The organism is Caulobacter segnis, from assembly GCF_031454995.1.
Lineage (GTDB): Bacteria > Pseudomonadota > Alphaproteobacteria > Caulobacterales > Caulobacteraceae > Caulobacter > Caulobacter segnis_E.
In genome coordinates this window covers 121,344-141,008 of the sequence record NZ_JAVDRV010000004.1, presented here as the reverse complement: position 1 = coordinate 141,008, position 19,665 = coordinate 121,344, and the positions used below count along the sequence as shown (strand labels likewise).

Here is a 19,665-nt window from a genome sequence, read left to right as displayed (position 1 = left end):
TCCTCCCGGCGGGAGTAAAGCCTACAAGCTTTCGACGGTCAGGTTACCGTTCGTATAGACACAGATCTCGGCGGCGATGCCCATCGCCTTGCGAGCGATGTCCTCGGCCGAGAGGTCCTGGTCGATCAAGGCCTTGGCGGCCGCCAGGGCGTAGTTGCCGCCCGAGCCGATGGCCGCGACAGCCCCGCCGCCGGCGCTCTCGCCCGGCTCCAGCACGTCGCCGACGCCGGTGACGGTGTAGATGACGGTGTTGTCGGCCACCAGCAGCATGGCCTCCAGGCGGCGCAGGTACCGGTCGGTCCGCCAATCCTTGGCCAGGTCCACGCAGGCGCGGGCCAGCTGGTCGGGATACTGTTCCAGTTTCGCTTCCAAGCGCTCAATGAGCGTGAAGGCGTCGGCCGTGGCGCCGGCGAAGCCCGCGACCACCTTGCCGCCGGCCAGGCGCCGCACCTTGCGGGCGTTGCCCTTGACGACGGTTGGGCCCATTGACACCTGTCCGTCGCCGGCGATCACGGTCTGGCCGTTCTTGCGCACCGCCAGGATCGTCGTGCCGTGCCAGTCTGGGAAAGTCGAGTTGTTGCCTTGCATGGCTTCGCATGTGGCGAGCCGAAGGCGGAGGGTCAAGCGCGTTGGGGTTTTCTCAAGACGAGGTCGAACGCTACGCCCGCCATCTGGTGCTGCGCGAGGTGGGCGGTCCGGGCCAGCAGAAGCTGAAGGCGGCAAAGGTGCTGATGGTCGGCGCCGGCGGCCTGGGCGCGCCCGCGGCGCTGTATCTTGCCGCCGCCGGGGTCGGGACGATCGGCCTGGTCGACCCCGACACGGTGTCGCTGTCGAACCTGCAGCGCCAGGTGCTCTACGCGGCGTCCGACGTCGGCCGGTCCAAGGTCGAGGCGGCGAAAGAGCATCTGAACGCCCTCAATCCGCACGTGACCGTCGCGACCCACGCCGTCTGGCTGGATCCCCAGAACGCCAATGAACTGGTCCAGCGGTACGACCTCGTCCTGGACGGGACCGACGACTTCGCGACCCGCTTCGCCGTCAGCGACGCCTGCCTGGCCCACGGCAAGCCGCTGGTCAGCGGGGCCCTCGGCCGCTGGACCGGGCAGGTGGGCGTGTTCCACGGCAAGCCCTGCTACCGCTGCCTGGTGCCCGAGGTTCCGCCGGACGCCGAGACCTGCGCCCTGGTCGGCGTGGTTGGCGCCCTGGCCGGGGTGATCGGCTCGATGATGGCGCTGGAAGCGGTCAAGCTGATCACCGGCGCGGGCGAGCCCCTGTCGGGCAAGCTGCTGATTCATGACGCCCTGGCGACCGAGACGCGGACGGTCCGGATCGGGGCGGATCCGGTCTGCCCTGCCTGTGGCGCGAGCGAACAAGACGGATCGTCGCGTCCGGGCTCCTACGGAAGCGACGGCGGGTCGGCCATCCGCTAAGGCCACCCGCGTACCGCTGGAGTAGAGAAGCCATGAGCCGGATCGCCCTTCCAAGCCTGCAAGCCAAGGTGATGTCGGCCGAGGCCGCCGCCGCCCTGATCGACCCCGCCAGCACGGTGGGCATGAGCGGCTTCACCGGCTCGGGCTATCCCAAGGCCGTGCCGCTGGCCCTGGCCAAGCGGATCGAGGCCGAGCACGCCGCGGGCAACCCGTTCCGGCTGCGGGTCTGGACCGGCGCCTCGACGGGGCCGGAGCTGGACGGCGCCCTGGCCAAGGCCGACGGCATCGAGTTCCGCCTGCCCTACAACTCCGACCCCATCGCCCGCGACAAGATCAATCGCGGCGAGATGGACTATTTCGACATGCACCTGTCCCAGGTCGCGCCGATGGCGTGGCAGGGGTTCTTGGGTCCGCTGGACACCGCGATCATCGAGGTCAGCGGGATTCGCGCCGACGGCTCGCTGATCCCCTCGTCCTCGGTCGGTAACAACAAGACCTGGATCGACCGGGCCTCGAAGGTGATCCTCGAGGTCAATCGCTGGCAGAACCCGGCGCTGGAGGGAATGCACGACATCTACTACGGCACGGCCCTGCCGCCGAACCGCGTGCCGATCCCCCTGACCCGTCCCGACCAGCGCATCGGCGAGCCCTACTTCCGCTGCGACCCATCCAAGGTGGTCGCGGTGGTCGAGACGGACTCCCCCGACCGCAACCTCCCGTTCGACGCGCCGGGCGAGGACCACAAGGCCATCGCCGGCCATCTCTTGGAATTCTTCCGTCACGAGGTGGCGCGCGGTCGTCTGCCATCCAGCCTGCTGCCGCTCCAGTCGGGCGTCGGCAACATCGCCAACGCGGTGATGTCGGGCCTGGTCGACGGACCGTTCGACAACATGACCGCCTATACCGAGGTGCTGCAGGACGGGATGCTGGAGCTGATGGAGTCCGGCAAGCTGCTGACCGCCTCGGCCACGGCCTTCTCGCTGAGCCCCGAGGCCGCCGCCGCCCTCAATGCCGACATGGCTCGCTTCCGCGACCGCCTGGTCCTGCGCCCGCAGGAGATCAGCAATCACCCCGAGGTGATCCGGCGCCTGGGCTGCATCGCCATGAACGGCATGATCGAGGCCGACATCCACGGCGCGGTGAACTCCACCCACCTGATGGGCTCGCGCATCCAGAACGGCATCGGCGGCAGCGGCGACTTCGCCCGCAACGCCTATGTCTCGATCTTCATGGCCCCCTCGACGGCCAAGGGCGGCAAGATCTCGACGATCGTGCCCAAGACCCCGCACGTCGACCACATCAACCAGGACGTCCAGATCCTGGTCACCGAACAGGGCCTCGCCGACCTGCGCGGCCTGTCGCCCCGCCAGCGGGCCGAGGTGATCATCGAGAACTGCTCGCACCCGGACTATCGCCCGGCCCTGAAGGACTATCTGGCCCGCGCCCGCCGCGACTCCTACGGCCAGCAGTCGCCGACCCTGCTGATGGAGGCCTTCGCCTGGCACCAGCGGTTCGTCGAGACCGGCGACATGAGGCCGAAATGAGCGACGCGGAAACGGCCGTCGCCCAAACCCCCTTCGACCAGATCGGCGGCGCGGCCCGCGTCCAGGCGGTGGTCGACGCCTTCTATGACCTGATGGACGGCGATCCGGCCTATGCGCGCCTGCGGGCCATCCACGCGCCGGACCTGACGCCGATGCGCGCCTCGCTGGCGGGTTTCCTGACCGGCTGGCTGGGCGGCCCCCGCGACTGGTTCGCCGCGCGGCCGGGCGTCTGCATGATGTCGCTGCACCGATCGATGCCGATCGACGCCGAGTTGGCGCGGCAATGGACCGACGCCATGGGCCGAGCGCTGGACCAGGTCGGCGTGGAACCCGAGATGGCCAACGCTCTACGCGAGGTGTTCGGGCGGATGTCGGGAAACATGACGACGCGGTGAGCGGGCGAGAAGGGCTGGGAAGCGGCCTTTTCCCTGGCCCTCAGACCCGCCGCTTCAGCGCCACGTACAGCGCCCCTTCGCCGCCGTGGCGACGGTCGGCGGTGGAGACGCCGGCGACCATCTCGCGCATCGACGGATCGGCCAGCCATTCGGGCGCGCGGGCGCGCAGCACCCCCTGCCCCACCTTGCCCTTGCCGGTGATGACCAGCACCGCCCGATGACCCTGGCCGAACGAGCGGCGGATGAAAGCCTCCAACGTCGCGCGGGCCTGGTCCTGATCCAGGCCGTGCATGTCGAGCCGCGCGCCGATCGGGTCGCGTTCCTTGACGATCCGCAGCTTGCGATTGGGCTCGATGTGCCCCGCGGGACCCTTGAGCGGCTTGGGCGCGGCCGGCTTCAGGTCCTCGGGATGCAGCCGCAGTGGCGCGATGGAGGCCAGGCGCGTGGGCGGCTCGGCCGGTAGCGCGGTGTCGGACTTCAGCGACGGCCGGATCCGCGCCTTGCTGCGCATCTTCTCCGGCTTGGCCGCCCCGCGCGGGGTCACGGTCGAGGCGACCAGCCGCCAGAGGCGCTTGTCGTCCTCCGGGCCCGTTTTGCCTGGAGGGGGCGGCGGCTTCTTGCTCACCTTACGGCTTCGGAACGAGGCGGTAGAGGCGCAGGACGTGGCGCACACGGCCCGCCTCGGCCCCGGCCTCGGGACCCGTTCCCATATAGAGGTCGGCGCGCACCTCGCCCTTGATCGCCCCGCCGGTGTCCAGCGCCACGGCCAGGCGCCGATAGGCCGGAAACGCCCCCGCCAGGGCCGGAGCGCTGGCGTCCAGCCAATAGAGCGCGCCATAGGCGTGGCGGCTGGGATCGATCGCGATGGCGCGGCCCGGCGGCAGGGACACGCCAGCCGAGCCCACGGGTTCCTTGCCGTCGTCCTCGGCCATCTTGAAGAACACGTAGCGCGGGTTCAGCCGCATGATCGCGTCGGCCTCGGGCCCGCGATGCTCGGCCAGCCAGGTCCGGATGGCGTCGCCGGAGGTGTTGTTGTCGGGCAGCAAGCCCTTGTCGCGCATGGGGCTGGCGACGCCAACGAAGGGTCGGCCATTTGTGCCCGCGAACACCGCCTTCACCCGGCGGCCGTCGGGCAGGACCAGCACGCCCGAGCCCTGGATCTGGAGGAAGAACAGCTCCTCGGGCCGCATCCAGGCTAGGGGCTTGTCGGTCGGGACCGCCTCGATCTCGGCGCGGTCGGGATAGGGGACGAAGGTCTTGCCCTCGACGTGGCCGGTGACCTTCTTGCCGATCAGGGCCGGCTCGAACGGGCCAAGGTCGAGGACCACCAAGTCATCCGGCAGCCGGCGCACGGGCGCCGAGAACTCGGCGTTGCGCGACATGCGCGCCTGATACTGGGGGGCGAAATAGGCGGTCAGCAGCCCCTCGTCGCCGACCGACTGGGGCTGGAAGTTGGTTTCGAAGAAGGCGCGCGCGGCGGCGGGGTCCGAGGTGTCGGCCGCCCGAGCCAAGCCGCAGACGCGGCTCATGGCGGGATCTTTCGACACGCCGCAGCCGGCCTGAAAGGCCTTCAGCGCCGCCGCGTGATCTTCCCGCGTCCAGCCCGGCAAGTCCTGGAAGGACAGCGCCGAGGGCGACGAAGGGGTCAGGGGCGGGGTGGGGATAGTCTTGGGCGGCGGGAGGCCCGGCGGTTCGATCGGCGGCGGGGGCGTCACGACGCTGGCGCAGGCGCTCAGCAGCAGGACCGCCAAGGCCAGCGGGGCGATGGCGGTCGAAGCGGTCCGGACGCGGGTCATCACGCCTCGGCGGCGGCGACGAACGACAGCAGCCAGTTCGGATTGGCGCTCTTGACCTCGCGCTCGAAGGTCCAGAGCTCGGCGGTGCGGCGGTCATCGACCCCTTCGCCACGCTCGTCCTTGGTGCGGGTCCGCACCTCGGCCAGGATGCGCACCACCGCCTTGGCGGTGTCGCCGACCACGTCGACGCTTTCCAGGTCGAGGCGCGGCGGGGCCATGAACTCGACCTTTTCGGTGCGACCCGCGGCCTCGCGCGTGGCCATGGCTTGCTCGAAATTCGCCATCACCTCGGGCGCCAGCAGCGGCCGGAGGGTCTCGCGATCGCCCGCGGCATAGGCCGTGACGATCTGCTCGTAGGCGGCGCGGGCGCCGGTCATGAACTTGGCGGGATCGAAGTCGGGCTGGCGCGCCTTCAGCGCGGCCAGGCCTTCCGAGCGCAGCACGGGATGAGGATCGGTGGCGACGGGCGCGGGGCCGCCGGGGCCCGCCTTGACGGACGCGTCCTCGGGCTGACGACCCACCCGCCGCCCAAGCGTGGCGTAGAGTTGGTAGAGGACGATGGCGGCGACCGCGGCGAGGAACAGGATCTGGAGCACTTCAAGGTCCGGCGACGGGCTTCTGGGCCCAGGGGATGTCTAGATGGGGAACGCTCGTCGGCGTCGGAAAACGTGATCCGAGCCAGGCGAACGCCCCGCGTCTTTCCTATATAGGCGAGACACGCTCTCCCGTCAGGCGCCTGGCGTTGCGCCAGACGGGCCCTCATGGTAGCAGCGCCCACCTTACTCAAGGCGTTTTAGGCGCCGATCACGGATTTTGTCCTAATGACCGACACGACCGCCCCCGAGGCGACTTCGGAAGACGCCGCCGGCCAAGTGGGCGTCCGCATCCTGGCCCAGTTCGTTCGCGACTTCTCGTTCGAAAACCCGCTGGCCCCCGACAGCCTGCGCGCCGGCGCGGCCCAGCCCGCCATCGACATGGGCGTCGAGATGAACGCCCGCGGCCGCCCCGACGGGCTGTTCGAGGTGGACCTGAAGCTCTCGGCCCGCGCCCTGCGCGACGAGCAAGCCGTGTTCCACGTCGAAGTGGTCTATGGCGGCCTGTTCCACATCGCCGGCGTTTCCGAGGAAGATCTCGAGCCGGTGCTGCTGATCGAGTGCCCGCGGTTCCTGTTCCCCTATGCCCGTCGTCTGATCTCGGACGTGACGGCCGAGGGCGGCTTCCCGCCGTTCCTGATCGACCCGATCGACTTCGCCGGCGTCTACGCCGCGCGCAAGGCTCAGGCCGAAGGCCAAGTGGTTGGCAACGCCTGAACCTAAGGCGGATTGGTTGTTGGAAAGGGCTCGGTCGCAAGGCCGGGCCTTTTTCTTTTTTCACCAACACCCGTGTCATCCCGGAAGCCTCGGAGAGGCTATCCGGGACCCAGGGGCAGGCGCACTGCGGTAACCCCTGGGTCCCGGCTCTACGCTTCGCTACGGCCGGGATGACACGGAGTTTCTTAGCTTAGCTGCGCCTGCCCCTACGGCTGCAGCCGGTAGCCGCCCATCTCGGTGATCAGGATCCGCGCCACGGCCGGATCGGGCTCGATCTTCTGGCGCAGTCGATAGACGTGGGTCTCCAGCGTGTGGGTCGTGACCCCGGCGTTGTAGCCCCAGACCTCGGTCAGCAGCTCCTCGCGCGACACGGGCTTGGAGCCGGCGCGATAGAGGTACTTCAGGATATTGGTTTCCTTCTCGGTCAGCCGCACCTTCTTCTGCTTCTCGTCGACCAGCAGCTTGGCCGACGGGCGGAATTCGTAGGGACCGATGCGGAACAGCGCGTCTTCCGAGGCCTCGTAGCTGCGCAGCTGGGCGCGGATGCGGGCCAGCAGCACGCCGAAGCGGAAGGGCTTGGTCACATAGTCGTTGGCGCCGGACTCTAGGCCCAGGATCGTGTCGCTGTCGCTGGCGGCCGCCGTCAGCATGATCACCGGCGCGGTGACGCCGTTCTTGCGCATCAGCCGGCAGGCCTCCCGGCCGTCCATGTCGGGCAAGTCAACGTCCAGCAGGATCAGGTCGGGCTTGAGCTCTCGCGCCATGCGCACGCCCTCGCCGGCGCTGGCGGCCTCGTTGACGGCGAACTCCTCGTGGAGCGCCAACTGCTCGGCCAGGGCGCCGCGCAGGTCGTCATCGTCGTCGATCAGCAGAAGGGTCTTGCGTTGCGCCATAAGGCGAAACATGCACCGCTGCGGCCCTCGGGGACAACCCCGGCCAAGCCTTAATGTCCGGGAGTCGACGTCTCGATGCTGTTCCGCGCCCACGCCGATGGCCGTTTTGAACTCGAAGGCCGAACCCTACGCTGCGCGATCGGCAAGGCCGGCGCGATCGCCGCGAAGAACAAGCGCGAGGGCGACGGCAAGAGCCCAGTGGGCGTCTGGCGCATGCGCGAGGTCTGGTACCGGCCGGACGTCTATACGCAAGGCCCCGCGACCGCCCTGCCCGTCCGCGCGACGCGGCCAGAGGACGGCTGGTGCGACGCGCCAGGCGATCCGAACTACAATCGCCCGGTCACCCTGCCCTACCCGGCCAGCGCCGAGCGCATGTGGCGCGACGACGCCGTCTACGATCTGGTGGTGATCCTGGGCCACAACGACGACCCGCCAGTTCCGGGGATGGGCTCGGCGATCTTCATGCACCTGGCGCGAGAGAACTATCCGGGCACCGAAGGCTGCGTGGCCCTGGCGCGCGCGGACCTGGAGGCGGTGCTGGCGGCGGCCAAGCCTGGGGACGCGGTGGAGATCGTGAACGACTAGTCGCGAGCTCCGTTCTAACGCGCCTTCCTCGCCCTTGTGGCGAGGACCCATGGTTCGGCTTGGCGTGGCGATCGTCCGCGCGTCCCGACGGCGCACTGAACTCCGGCCAGTTCAAAGCCCGCTGAACGCTGGGCCCCAGGCACAAGGCCTGGGGAGGCGGAATCTCGATCTATCCTGAAGCGTCTCAGCCGTAGTTCCTTACCCCAAACAGCGCCGAGCCCACCCGCACCGAGGTGGCCCCCTCGGCGATGGCGATCTCGAAGTCGTCGCTCATGCCCATGGAAAGCTTTTTGACGCCGTTCCGCCCGGCGATCGCCCTTAGCTGCGCGAAATGCGGCGCGGGATCGGTGTCAAAAGGCGGGATGCACATCAGCCCCTCGACCGCGAGGCCATAGGTCTGACGACAGGCGGCGATGAACGTGTCGGCCTCCCCTGGCGCGATCCCGGCCTTCTGTGGCTCCTCGCCCGTATTGACCTGGACGTAGAGGCGCGGCGCCTTGCCGGCGCGCTGGATTTCCTCGGCCAGCACGCGGGCCAGCTTTTCGCGGTCGACCGTCTCGATCACGTCGAAGAAGGCCACGGCCTCGCGGGCCTTGTTGGTCTGCAACGGACCGATCAGGCGCAGCTCGAGCCCCTCGCGACGTTGGCCCCAGCGCTCCATCGCCTCCTGCACGCGGTTCTCGCCGAACACTTTCTGTCCCGCGTCCAGCACGGGCGCGATATGCTCCCACGGCTGGGTCTTGGAGACCGCCACCAGCGTGACCGAGCCTGGCGCCCGCCCGGCGCGGGCCTCGGCGGCGACGATACGGCTTTGAATGTCGGCGAGGGCTTGGGACATGGACGGAAGAGCCTTGCGAGGCGACAGCGAATTGGAGGTCCTGTCTAGGACGGCGGCGGGCTTCCCGCCAAGGACCGAGCGCGGTCACATCCTCCCGAACCTGCTGTTCTTCACCGATCCCGCCCGCGTCGCCGACCCCGAGGCGGTCGCCGAGCGCCTGCCGCGAGGCGCGGGGATCGTCTTCCGAGCCTTCGCCGCCGCGGACGCCGTGGACCAGGGCCGTCGCTTGCGGGCGATCGCCAACGCGCGCGGCCTTCTTCTGCTGGCCGGCGCCCATCCGGGCCTGGCTGAAGGGATCGGCGCCGACGGCCTGCACATGCCCGAGCGGCTGGCCGGCGAAATCCCGAAACTGCGCGCCGAGCACGGCCGCTATCTGATCACGGTCGCCGCGCATGACCTGGCCGCGGTCCAGGCGGCGGAAAAGGCGGGCGCCGACGCCGTGATCGGCTCGCCGGTCTTTCCCAGCAACAGCCCTTCGGCGGGGCGGCCTCTCGGCGTCGAGGGCTTGAAGGCGCTGGTCTCGGCGACGGCCCTCCCGGTCTATGCGCTGGGCGGCGTCCGCGCGGATACGGTCGCTCAGCTCACGGGAAGCGGTGTTGTCGGGATCGCGGCGGTCGAAGCCCTGTCGGGCTAACGCGCTCTAGAATTTGAAAGCGGTCTCGAGGCGAACGCGCGGCGCGGCCTCGGGCTGCTGGGCCTTGCGAGCGGCCAGGGCCGGGTTGGATTCGCCCAGGCTGACGGCGCCGCCGACGCGGATCGACGGCGTGACCTTGAAATAGGCCCCGGCCTGGACGTCCTGCATTTCCATTTCGCGGCTGGTCGGCTGGTCGAGGTCCAGCTTCAGGCCCCAGCGGCCTTTCTTGGCGTCCCAACGCAGGGTGCGCTTGTCATCCTGCGGGTATTGGACGCCGGCGGCGGCGCTGGTGAAGTCGTTCTTGGCGCTGAAATCCGGCGCGACGGCGTGCGGCTTGGCCTGCGCGAACGCCATCGACGCCGATCCCGTCAGGATCAGCGCGGCAGTCCCCGCCAGGAAAAAACGCTTCGCGAACATCGCTACCCACCGCCTGTACTCGGTTGCCCCCTATCCCATATAGGTGAGGCGCCCTTAGGTTTCGATTAAAGGCTTGGCCGAAACGCGGTCAACCGGCCTTTGGTCGCACTCGCGGCCGTATTGTACGATTCAATCGACTCGTGTGGCGGTGAGGTCACGCGATTCCTGTTTTGAGGCGGCGCGGCCATGCTATAGACCGGCTCCCGGCCGCGGGGGCGCGCCAGGCAGCGTAATTCGCGGCGGCGAGACATTGGAGCGAGGTACTATGGCGTTTGAGCGTGGGTCTGTGATGCGCGGCGTCGCCGCGGGCGTCCTGGCTCTGTCCATGCTGGGCGTATCGGCCTGCAGCAGCAACAAGCCCCCGAAGACGTTCTCGACGCAGAGCGACGAGCCGGGCCTGAACCCGTTCAAGCGCTTCGGCGGCGGCGGCAGGGCTCCGGCGACGGAAGGCTCGATCGGCGTGAACGGCTATCTGTGGCGCGCCAGCCTCGACACCCTGGCGTTCATGCCGCTGGCCTCGGCGGATCCTTACGGCGGCGTGATCATCACCGACTGGTACGTGAACCCGGAAACCCCGGCCGAGCGCTTCAAGGCGACGGTCTACATCCTGGACACCCGCCTACGCGCCGATGGCCTGAACGTCACGGTGTTCAAGCAGTCCAAGGACGTGAACGGCAACTGGGTCGACGCGCCCGTCGCCGACCAGACCGCGACCGACATCGAGAACGCGATCCTGACCCGCGCCCGTCAGCTTCGTCTCTCGAACATCAAGGGCTAAGGCCCGGCGGGGTCCGCTTCCGAGCGAAGGGGACCCCGAGACCCCATATTCCTGCGCGCTCCGGCCGCGAAACCGCATAGTCTTGTCGCGGCGTCGCCTTCGGGGCGCGTTCCTGCATCCAAGACCTGGTTTCCGATGGCCCGCTACAATCCCAAAGACACCGAGCCCAAGTGGCGTGAAGCCTGGGCGAAGGCCGACGTCTTCAAGACCGGCGAGATCAACGACGGCCGTCCGAAATACTACGTCCTCGAGATGTTCCCGTACCCCTCGGGTCGCATCCACATGGGCCACGTGCGCAACTACGCCATGGGCGACGTGGTGGCCCGCTACAAGCGCGCCCAGGGCTTCAACGTCCTGCACCCGATGGGCTGGGACGCCTTTGGCATGCCGGCCGAAAACGCGGCGATGGAGCGCGGCGTCCACCCCAAGGGCTGGACCTACGACAACATCGCCGCCATGCGCGAGCAGCTGAAATCGCTGGGCATTTCGGTCGACTGGTCGCGCGAGTTCGCCACCTGCGACCCGGAATATTACGGCAAGCAGCAGGCCTGGTTCCTGCGCCTGCTGAAGCGCGGCCTGGTCTATCGCAAGGAAGCCTCGGTCAACTGGGACCCGGTCGACATGACCGTCCTGGCCAACGAGCAGGTGATCGACGGCAAGGGCTGGCGCTCGGGCGCGACGGTCGAGAAGCGCAAGCTGACCCAGTGGTTCCTGCGCATCACCGACTACGCCGACGCCCTGATCGACGGCCTGAAGACCCTGGACCGCTGGCCCGACAAGGTTCGCCTGATGCAGGAGAACTGGATCGGCCGCTCCAAGGGCCTGCGCTTCAAGTTCCAGTTCGACGGCGAAGCGCCCGATGGCATGGCCGAGGGTCTGGAGGTCTACACCACCCGTCCCGACACCCTGTTCGGCGCCAGCTTCGTCGGCATCGCGCCCGAGCATCCGCTGGCCGAGCGCCTGGGTCTGGAGAACTCCGAGGTCCAGCGGTTCATCGCCGACTGCCGCAAGGGCGGCACCTCGGAAGCCGAGATCGAAAGCGCCGAGAAGCTGGGCTACGACACCGGCCTGCGGGTGAAGCACCCCTTGGACCCGTCGATCACCCTGCCTGTCTGGATCGCCAACTTCATCCTGATGGACTACGGCACGGGTGCGATCTTCGCCTGCCCGGCCCACGACCAGCGCGACCTGGACTTCGCCCGGAAGTACGACCTGCCGGTCAAGCCCGTCGTGCTGCCGAACGGCGAGGATCCGGAGACCTTCCAGGTCGGCAAGGAGGCCTATGTCGGCCCCGGCAAGATCTTCAACTCCCATTTCCTGGACGGGATGGACGTCGAGACCGCCAAGGCCGAGGCCGTGGCGCGCATCGAGGCCACCGGCCAAGGCCAGGGCGCGACCGTCTATCGCCTGCGCGACTGGGGCGTCTCGCGTCAGCGCTACTGGGGCTGTCCGATCCCGGTGATCCACTGCGCGTCTTGCGGCGTCGTCCCCGTGCCGGAAGATCAGCTGCCGGTCGCCCTGCCCGAGGACGTCACCTTCGACAAGCCGGGCAACCCGCTGCTGCGCCACCCGACCTGGCGTCACACGACCTGCCCGTCGTGCGGCGGCGCGGCCGAGCGCGAAACCGACACGCTGGACACCTTCATCGACAGCAGCTGGTACTTCGCCCGCTTCGCCGACACGAAGGCCGCCGAGCCCGTCGGCAAGGCCGCGGCCGACTACTGGCTGCCGGTCGACCAGTATATCGGCGGCGTCGAGCACGCGATCCTGCACCTGCTGTACGCCCGCTTCATCACCCGCGCCCTGAAGGACGAGGGCCTGGTCTCGGTCGAGGAGCCGTTCGCGGGCCTGTTCACGCAAGGCATGGTCACCCATGAGGCCTACAAGAACGAGGCCGGCGAATGGGTCGAGCCCTCGGACGTGGTGATCAAGGTCGAGGGCAACAGCCGCTCGGCCACGCACGCCAAGACCGGCGCGCCGATCGTCATTGGCGACATCGAGAAGATGTCGAAGTCCAAGAAGAACGTCGTCGCGCCCGAGGACATCTTCGAGGCCTACGGCGTCGACAGCGCCCGCCTGTTCGTGATGTCCGACAGCCCGCCCGAACGCGATGTCCAGTGGACCAACGCCGGCGTCGAGGGCAGCTGGCGCTTCACGCACCGTCTGTGGAACGAGTTCGACAGCCAGCCGGCCGGCGACTTCGCTCATGACGACAGCGATGAAGCCGCCCTGGCGCTGCGCAAGGCGGCCCACAAGTTGATCGGCTTTGTCACCGACAGCATCGAGGGCTTCCGCTTCAACAGCGGCGTGGCGCGCCTGTACGAGTTCCTGAACGCCCTGAAGGCCGCTCCGGCCGCCAATGGGGACGGGACTTCCGCCTCGAACGCCGTCCTGGCGGCCCGCGCCGAGGCCCTGAACATCCTGGCCCGCCTGGTCGCTCCGTTCACCCCGCACCTGGCCGAGGAAGCCTGGGCACGGATCGGCGGCGAGGGCATGGTCGTGAACGCGCCCTGGCCCAAGGCCGACCCGGCCCTGGCCGCGGACGACGAGCGCGTCCTGCCGATCCAGATCAACGGCAAGCGTCGCGGCGAGGTGAAGGCCAAGGCCGGCGCCCCGGACGACGAAGTGACCAAAATCGCGCTGGCGGATCCCAACATCATGGCCCACCTTGAGGGCCTCACGGTCCGCAAGGTGATCGTGGTGAAGGACCGCATCGTCAACATCGTGGCCAATTGAGACCGATGAAACGCTTCCTGCTGATCGGCGCCCTTAGAACATCGCTTCTGGCGCTCTCGACCCTGGGCGTTTCGGCCTGCGGCTTCACGCCCCTCTATGCCCGTCCGGGCGTCGAGAGCGGCCTGTCAGGCATCGAAACCATCGCCGCCGAAGGGCGCGGGGGCTATCTGCTGCGTGAGCAGCTGGACGACGCCCTGGCCCACCGCCAGGGAACGCCGGCCGCCTACAAGTTGGCCTTCGCGGTCAACGAGCAGCGTTTCGCCCGCGGTGTGCGCCTCGACAACGTGGCCAACCGCTACGAACTTCGCATGACCGTCAACTGGCGGCTGCTGGACGCCAAGACGGGCTCGGAGGTCCACAAGGGCTATACCGAGGTCTCGGTGACCTACGACTCCGCCGACCAGCCCTACGCGGCCATCGCGGCCCAGCAGGACGGTCAGGAGCGCGCGGCGACCGAGGCGGCCCGCAAGATCCAGCTGGACCTCGCCACCTGGCTGGCGGGCAAGAAGCCGGCCTAAGAGATGATCCTCTCCAAGCGTCCGGACGTCGAACGCTTCCTGAAGGAGCCGACCCCGGACATCCGGGCCGTGGTCATCTACGGCAAGGACCGGGGCGTCGTGCGCGATCGCGCCAACGCCCTGGCCAAACGCGTGGTTGAGCGCCCGGATGACCCTTTCGACACCGCCCAGCTGACCGAGAGCGACGTCGAGGCTGATCCCGCCAAGCTAGAGGACGAGCTCTCGGCGATGTCGCTGATGGGCGGCCGGCGCCTCGTGCGCCTGCGTCTGAACGGCGAGAAGGCCGGACCCGACAAGGCCGCCGCCGAGGCCGTCGCTCGCCACGTCGAAGGTCATCTCAATCCCGACGCCTTCTTCCTGATCGAGGCCGGGGCCCTGGGCCGCGACTCCCAGCTGCGCAAGGTCGGCGAGAAGGCCAGCGGCTGCGCCGTCATCCCCTGTTACGAGGACGAGGCCGGGGATCTGGCGCGCCTGACGCGGGATACGCTGGCCAACGACAAGGTCAGCCTCAACAGCGAGGCTCTGGACCTCTTCGTCTCTCGCCTGCCCAAGGAGCGCGGCGTGGCTCGCGCCGAGATCGAGCGCCTGGCGCTGTTCCTGGGTCCGGGCAGCGGCATCAACGCCACGGCCGCCGACCTGACAGACTTCCTGGGGGTCGAGCCCGAGGCCTCGCTCAGCGACGCGGCCGCCGACGCCTTCGGTGGCAAGGTCGCGGCGGCCCAGGCCGCCCTGCGCCGCGCCGCCGCGGAGGGCGAAGGCGGTCCGGCCGCCGTCCGGGCCATGAGCTACTATCTGGGCCGCCTGCGGCGCGTCCTGACCCTGCACAAGAACGGCGTCGACCTGCAGGCCGCCGCCAAGGCCTCCGGCGTCTTCTGGAAGCAGGAGCGCGAGTTCCTGCGCCAGGCCCGCGCCTGGAACCTGGAGGCCATTCTCGAGGTCCAAGGCGAGGTGCTGAACGCCGACCGCGCCTGCAAGACCTCCGGCTCCCCCGACCAGCTGATCGCCGAACGCCTGGCGTTGATGATCGCGGGGCGAGCGCGGCGGCTGGGGCTGTAGGGCGGCCTCTACGCCCAAAAAACTTCCCCACCACTTTTGCGTGTCATCCCGGCCGAAGCGAAGCGCGGAGCCGGGACCCAGGGGCTACCGCAAAGAGCTTGACCCCTGGGTCCCGGATAGCCTCTTCGAGGCTTCGGGGATGACACGGAGATGGAGCGGGTCAAAGCCGCCCCAAACACCCGCTTTGCGGCGCTGTGGACGCTTTCCAAGAAACCCTTAAGCCACAAGCGCTTGCAGCGGAAAACCCTATAAGCCGCCCTCGCCTCACGAAAACGGCGCCTCCCTGGGTACGGAAAGGCGCCGCTCGGTGCGCGACAGAGGCGATTTTCCGAGAGCCGAAAATCGCTCATTCGCACGCTTTTTAGGTGCGCCTGAACGGATCGGAAATCAGACCCCGCGCGTCAGCCGATTGCACAGGTCATCGAGCTGCTCGAGCGTCGCGTAGCTGATGGTCAGGGAGCCGGCGCCGCCGCGATGATCGATGGTGACGTCGAGACCCAACACCGAAGACAGATCGGCTTCCAAGGCCTGGGTGTCGGTGTCCTTGACCTTGGGCGGACGGCCGCCCTTGTTCTTGGCCGACGGCGCGGTCGGAGCCTTGCGCGCCAGGGCCTCGGTCTCACGGACCGAAAGACCGCCATCGATGATCTGCTTGGCCAGGGCCACCGGGTCGGCGGCGGCCGCGATGGCGCGAGCATGACCGGCCGACAGCTCGCCGCTGACCAGGTATGACTGGACTTCTTCCGGTAGGGCCAGCAGGCGCAGGGTATTGGCCACATGGCTGCGGCTCTTGCCGATCGTCTGGGCGATGGCGTCCTGCGTGCGTTCGAACTTCTCCATAAGCACTTTGTACGAAAGCGCTTCTTCGAGGACGTTCAGGTCGGCGCGCTGGACGTTTTCGATGATGCCGATTTCCAGCACCGCCAGGTCGTCCAGTTCGCGCACCATGATTGGCACGCCCCGCAGGCCCGCACGCTGGGCCGCGCGCCAGCGGCGCTCACCCGCGACGATCTGATATTCGCCCGGTGTGGTGGGCGACGGCCGCACAAGGATCGGCTGCAGAACACCCTTCTCGCGGATCGAATTGGTCAGCTCCTCGAGATCCTCCTCGCGGAAGGTCCGTCGCGGCTGGTCGGGATTGCGTTTCAGCAGTTCGATCGGCGCTTCGCGCGAGCCGGCGGACTGATCGCCCGGCGCCTGGGCGGGCGCGGCCTCGACCTCGCCCAGCAAGGCGGACAGACCGCGTCCCAGTCCCCGACGCCCTTCGGCCATACCCGGCTCTCCCACCACGGCGGACTCCATCACTCTCTCAGACAAGCTTCAAATTCGAATTCTAGATCGCTCAGGCGGCCTTGGCCTGCCGGTCGCGTTCGCGGCTGATCACCTCGCGCGCCAGCTTCAGATAGGCTTGGCTACCCGCGCATTTCAGATCGTACAGCAGAACCGGCTTGCCGAACGACGGCGCTTCCGAGACGCGGACATTGCGCGGGATCACCGCGTCATAGACCTTGTCGCCGAAGTGCGCGCGGACATCGCGCGCCACTTGATCCGAAAGGCTGTTGCGGCGGTCGTACATGGTCAACACCACGCCCTGGATCTCCAGGTGCGGGTTCAAGCTACCGCGGACACGCTCGATCGTGCGCATCAGCTGGGTAAGGCCTTCCAGGGCGAAGAACTCGCATTGCAGCGGCACGAACACCGCGTCGGCGGCGGTCATGGCGTTGACCGTCAGCACGTTCAAGGACGGCGGGCAGTCGATCAGCACGTAGGTGTAGGGGCCGTTGGCGCGTATGGCCTCAAGGGCGTCGCGCAGCCGGTATGACCGGCGCGCGGTCTGACCCAGTTCGATCTCGATACCGGACAGATCGGCGTCGGCGGGTATGACGTCCAGGCCCGGCAGCTCGGTCTTCACGGCGGCGTCGACCACCGGCGACTCCCCCATCAGCACGTCGTACAGCGTGGTCCGGCGTTGGGTGCGGCCGATGCCCAAACCCGTCGAGCAGTTGCCCTGCGGGTCGGCGTCAATCAGCAGCACGCGCTCGCCGCACGCCGCCAGGGCGGTGCCGAGGTTAATCGCGGTCGTGGTCTTGCCCACGCCGCCTTTCTGGTTGGCGATCGCCAGGACGCGGAGAGGATTAGCGGACACGAGACAGCCCCTTCACTTGAACGATCCGACCCCGAGGGTCGCTTTGGCTAGGTCGCAATTGCGCGTCGAACTTCCAAGCCTTCGCGGCTTCGGAAAGCTCGGCCGCGACATCCTGTCCCTTGAGGAACAGGCCGGTCGCGCCGCCGCGTAGATAGGGTTCGGCGAAGCCGAGCAGCTTGGTCATCGGCGCGCAGGCGCGCGCCGTCACGATATCGACCTTCAGCTTCAGGTCTTCGGCCCGGACGTTGTGAATCTGGACCGGCAGGTCGAGATCCTTGGCGACCACCTCCAGGAAGCGGCAGCGCTTGGCCATCGACTCCACGAGATGAACCTTCGCTCCGGCCCTACCCTTCAGAAGTATGGCCAGCACGACCCCGGGCAGACCGGCGCCGGCGCCAAGATCGGCCCACGTGTTCGCTTCCGGCGCCAGATCCAGCAGCTGCGAGCTGTCCAGGGCGTGGCGCGTCCAGTAGGTGGCGATGGTCAGAGGCCCGACGAGGTTCATGACCTCGTTCCACTCGGCCAGCAGCTCTTGGAAACGGACCAGATCGGCCATCTGGGTGTCGCTGACGCCGGTCAGGGCCTGGTAGCCGGCAGCGTCCAGGACCGGGGGTTCGGCGACCTCGGCGATTTTGGGGGCGACCTCAGGCTGCACGGGTGCGCCGCACGTGGGCCAGCAGCGCGGTCAGCGCTCCTGGCGTCACGCCCTCGATGCGGGCCGCCTGGCCCAAGGTCAGCGGTCGAACGCGGGCCAGCTTCTCGCGGACCTCGTTCGACAGACTGCCGATATCGCCGTAGTCGAGATCGGCCGGCAGGCGCAGGTCCTCATCCTTCCGGAGCGACTCCGCATCAGCGCGTTGACGATCCAAGTAGCCGGCATAGGCCGCCTCGATCTCGATCTGCTCGCGGACGTCGGTGTTCCACGTGAAAACCTCGGGCCAAACGCGGCCGAGGTCGTCGAGGGTCACGTCCGGATAGGCCAGCATGGCGAAGACGTCGCGGCGAACGCCGTCGCTATTGACCTTGAAGCCGGCCTTCACCGCCTCGTTCGGGGTCAAGCTGACCGAGCGGGCGAAGGCGCGGGCCGCGTCCAGCCGCGCCTTCTTCTCGGCCCAGGCCGTGGCGCGGCGCTGACCGACCACCCCCAGCGCGATCCCCCGATCGGTCAGGCGTTGGTCAGCGTTATCGGCGCGCAAGGTGAGTCGGAACTCGGCCCGGCTGGTGAACATGCGATAGGGCTCGGTCACGCCACGGGTGACGAGGTCGTCGATCATCACGCCGATATAGGCCTCGTCTCGAGCGAAAACGGCCGGCTCCCGGCCCTGCTCGGCGAGGGCCGCGTTCAGGCCGGCGACCAGGCCCTGAGCGCCAGCTTCTTCGTAACCCGTGGTGCCGTTGATCTGGCCCGCCAGGTAAAGTCCCGGCAGGCGCTTGGTCTCCAGCGTGGCGTACAGCTCGCGCGGATCGACATAGTCGTACTCGATCGCATAGCCGTAGCGCAGGACCTCGACGGTCTCGAGGCCTGGGATGGTGCGCAGGAACAGCAGCTGGGTCTCTTCCGAGACCGACGTGGAAATGCCGTTCGGATAGACCGTCGGATCGTCCAGACCCTCTGGCTCCAGGAAGATCTGGTGGCTGGTCTTGTCGGCGAAGCGGACGACCTTGTCCTCGATCGACGGGCAATAGCGCGGACCGACACCCGTGGCGCGGCCGCTATAGACCAGGGACTCGCCGATCCGCTCGGCGATGATCCGGTGGGTTTCTTCAGTCGTGAAGGTCACGCCGCAGGCGATCTGCGGCACGTCGATCTTGTCGTTCAGATACGAAAAGGGGATCGGCTCGTCATCGGCCGCCTGGCTATCGAGACGATCCCAGGCGATCGTGCGGCCGTCGAGGCGCGCCGGCGTTCCGGTCTTCAGGCGGCCCATCTGGAAGCCTAGACCATACAGACGATCCGACAGACCGATGGCCGGCTGGTCACCGACGCGGCCGGCGGGGATGCGCTCCTCGCCGCGATGGATGACGCCCTTCAGGAAGGTGCCGGTGGTCAGGATCACACGGGGGGCATGATAGGTTTTCCCCTCCCCGTCGATCGCGCCCGCTACCTTTCCGTCTTCGACGATCAGGTCCTCGGCGGCGGCGGCGATGATGTCGAGGTTTCCCGTGGAAAACAGCTCGGCCTGCATCGCCTCGCGATAGAGCTTGCGGTCGATCTGCGAGCGCGGTCCGCGCACGGCGGGCCCCTTGGAGCGGTTCAGCATCCGGAACTGGATACCGGCCTTATCGGCCATGCGGCCCATGACGCCATCCAGGGCGTCGATCTCACGAACCAGATGCCCCTTACCCAAGCCGCCAATGGCCGGGTTGCAAGACATCTCGCCGATGGTTTCCAGCTTGTGAGTGAGCAACAGCGTGCGCGCGCCGGTGCGCGCGGAAGCGGCCGCCGCTTCACAGCCGGCGTGGCCGCCGCCGATGACAATGACATCCCAGGACTTGGACAAGACGCTCGCCTCAATGCGAACGCCCCCGGGCAAGCGGGGGCGCTGGACTCGATATATACGCCAATCAGCCGGGAGGGTCGATCCGAGT

Annotated in this window: 21 protein-coding genes; 10 read left to right on the top strand and 11 right to left on the bottom strand. The window is 68.2% G+C overall.

The genetic code is table 11. The features are described from left to right. Positions 1-21: 21 nt before the first annotated feature. Positions 22-624: an ATP-dependent protease subunit HslV gene (gene hslV / locus J2728_RS15000; protein WP_310000371.1), complete on the bottom strand. Its 603-nt coding sequence runs from the start codon at positions 622-624 to the stop codon at positions 22-24. A gap of 5 nt (positions 625-629) precedes the next feature. Here hslV and J2728_RS14995 point away from each other — a divergent pair, with 5 nt between their 5' ends. From J2728_RS14995 to J2728_RS14985, 3 genes are read left to right on the top strand one after another with little or no spacing between them, the layout of a single operon-like run. Then, entirely contained in the window at positions 630-1,430 is an 801-nt protein-coding gene (locus J2728_RS14995; protein WP_310000369.1) for a HesA/MoeB/ThiF family protein, read from the top strand. Between the two features lie 32 nt (positions 1,431-1,462). Continuing rightward, a complete protein-coding gene (locus J2728_RS14990) occupies positions 1,463-2,974 on the top strand; it encodes an acetyl-CoA hydrolase/transferase family protein (RefSeq protein WP_310000366.1) in 1,512 nt (503 codons plus the stop codon). Further along, positions 2,971-3,369: a group II truncated hemoglobin gene (locus J2728_RS14985; protein WP_310000364.1), complete on the top strand. Its 399-nt coding sequence runs from the start codon at positions 2,971-2,973 to the stop codon at positions 3,367-3,369. Before J2728_RS14990 ends, J2728_RS14985 begins: the two co-directional genes overlap by 4 nt. 40 nt (positions 3,370-3,409) lie before the next feature. Here the strand turns inward: J2728_RS14985 and J2728_RS14980 are convergent, their stop codons facing one another. The 3 genes from J2728_RS14980 to timA are packed head-to-tail and all read right to left on the bottom strand — an operon-like array spanning position 3,410 to position 5,761. Continuing rightward, positions 3,410-3,994, bottom strand: a complete 585-nt coding sequence (locus J2728_RS14980) for a Smr/MutS family protein (RefSeq protein ID WP_310000362.1) — start codon at positions 3,992-3,994, stop codon at positions 3,410-3,412. A 1-nt stretch (position 3,995) separates the two neighbouring features. After that, positions 3,996-5,165 carry a murein transglycosylase A gene (mltA, locus tag J2728_RS14975; RefSeq protein ID WP_310000360.1) on the bottom strand — a complete coding sequence of 390 codons (1,170 nt, stop codon included), beginning with the start codon at positions 5,163-5,165 and terminating at the stop codon, positions 3,996-3,998. Beyond that, positions 5,165-5,761 (bottom strand): TIM44-related membrane protein TimA, encoded by a 597-nt coding sequence (timA, locus tag J2728_RS14970; RefSeq protein WP_310000358.1) that lies wholly within the window; start codon positions 5,759-5,761, stop codon positions 5,165-5,167. The genes mltA and timA overlap by 1 nt, the downstream gene beginning before the upstream one ends. Positions 5,762-5,986: 225 nt before the next feature. Between timA and secB the strand changes: the two genes are divergently transcribed. Next, entirely contained in the window at positions 5,987-6,475 is a 489-nt protein-coding gene (gene secB, locus J2728_RS14965) for a protein-export chaperone SecB (RefSeq protein ID WP_310000356.1), read from the top strand. 206 nt (positions 6,476-6,681) lie between these two features. On the opposite strand, the gene J2728_RS14960 is transcribed toward secB, so the two are convergent. Then, positions 6,682-7,368 (bottom strand): response regulator transcription factor, encoded by a 687-nt coding sequence (locus tag J2728_RS14960; RefSeq protein WP_310000670.1) that lies wholly within the window; start codon positions 7,366-7,368, stop codon positions 6,682-6,684. 75 nt (positions 7,369-7,443) lie between these two features. Between J2728_RS14960 and J2728_RS14955 the strand changes: the two genes are divergently transcribed. Continuing rightward, a complete protein-coding gene (locus J2728_RS14955) occupies positions 7,444-7,953 on the top strand; it encodes a L,D-transpeptidase family protein (RefSeq protein ID WP_310000354.1) in 510 nt (169 codons plus the stop codon). 184 nt (positions 7,954-8,137) lie between these two features. Here J2728_RS14955 and J2728_RS14950 read toward each other — a convergent pair whose 3' ends face one another. Further along, positions 8,138-8,791, bottom strand: coding sequence for a YggS family pyridoxal phosphate-dependent enzyme (locus J2728_RS14950; RefSeq protein ID WP_310000352.1), 654 nt, complete (start codon positions 8,789-8,791; stop codon positions 8,138-8,140). Between the two features lie 13 nt (positions 8,792-8,804). Here J2728_RS14950 and J2728_RS14945 point away from each other — a divergent pair, with 13 nt between their 5' ends. After that, positions 8,805-9,425, top strand: a complete 621-nt coding sequence (locus J2728_RS14945; RefSeq protein ID WP_310000668.1) for a thiamine phosphate synthase — start codon at positions 8,805-8,807, stop codon at positions 9,423-9,425. Between the two features lie 6 nt (positions 9,426-9,431). Here the strand turns inward: J2728_RS14945 and J2728_RS14940 are convergent, their stop codons facing one another. Then, positions 9,432-9,842 (bottom strand): NtrZ family periplasmic regulatory protein, encoded by a 411-nt coding sequence (locus tag J2728_RS14940; protein WP_013081289.1) that lies wholly within the window; start codon positions 9,840-9,842, stop codon positions 9,432-9,434. Positions 9,843-10,092: 250 nt separating this feature from the next. Here J2728_RS14940 and J2728_RS14935 point away from each other — a divergent pair, with 250 nt between their 5' ends. The 4 genes from J2728_RS14935 (at position 10,093) to holA (ending at position 14,930) form a co-directional block, all read left to right on the top strand. Next, positions 10,093-10,620 (top strand): DUF3576 domain-containing protein, encoded by a 528-nt coding sequence (locus J2728_RS14935; RefSeq protein WP_083778439.1) that lies wholly within the window; start codon positions 10,093-10,095, stop codon positions 10,618-10,620. Positions 10,621-10,755: 135 nt separating this feature from the next. Next, positions 10,756-13,356, top strand: coding sequence for a leucine--tRNA ligase (leuS, locus tag J2728_RS14930; protein ID WP_310000347.1), 2,601 nt, complete (start codon positions 10,756-10,758; stop codon positions 13,354-13,356). A 5-nt stretch (positions 13,357-13,361) separates the two neighbouring features. After that, a complete protein-coding gene (lptE, locus tag J2728_RS14925) occupies positions 13,362-13,874 on the top strand; it encodes an LPS assembly lipoprotein LptE (protein WP_310000346.1) in 513 nt (170 codons plus the stop codon). A gap of 3 nt (positions 13,875-13,877) precedes the next feature. Further along, positions 13,878-14,930 (top strand): DNA polymerase III subunit delta, encoded by a 1,053-nt coding sequence (holA, locus tag J2728_RS14920; protein ID WP_310000343.1) that lies wholly within the window; start codon positions 13,878-13,880, stop codon positions 14,928-14,930. A gap of 387 nt (positions 14,931-15,317) precedes the next feature. Here holA and J2728_RS14910 read toward each other — a convergent pair whose 3' ends face one another. From J2728_RS14910 to mnmG, 4 genes are all read right to left on the bottom strand, one after another. Beyond that, positions 15,318-16,232 carry a ParB/RepB/Spo0J family partition protein gene (locus J2728_RS14910; RefSeq protein ID WP_310000341.1) on the bottom strand — a complete coding sequence of 305 codons (915 nt, stop codon included), beginning with the start codon at positions 16,230-16,232 and terminating at the stop codon, positions 15,318-15,320. Between the two features lie 40 nt (positions 16,233-16,272). Then, positions 16,273-17,076, bottom strand: a complete 804-nt coding sequence (locus J2728_RS14905; RefSeq protein WP_310000340.1) for a ParA family protein — start codon at positions 17,074-17,076, stop codon at positions 16,273-16,275. Next, positions 17,066-17,632 (bottom strand): 16S rRNA (guanine(527)-N(7))-methyltransferase RsmG, encoded by a 567-nt coding sequence (rsmG, locus tag J2728_RS14900; RefSeq protein ID WP_404979776.1) that lies wholly within the window; start codon positions 17,630-17,632, stop codon positions 17,066-17,068. The genes J2728_RS14905 and rsmG overlap by 11 nt, the downstream gene beginning before the upstream one ends. An 88-nt stretch (positions 17,633-17,720) precedes the next feature. Continuing rightward, complete coding sequence (mnmG, locus tag J2728_RS14895) at positions 17,721-19,577, bottom strand: tRNA uridine-5-carboxymethylaminomethyl(34) synthesis enzyme MnmG (protein WP_310000337.1); 1,857 nt, start codon at positions 19,575-19,577, stop codon at positions 17,721-17,723. Positions 19,578-19,665: the final 88 nt, after the last annotated feature.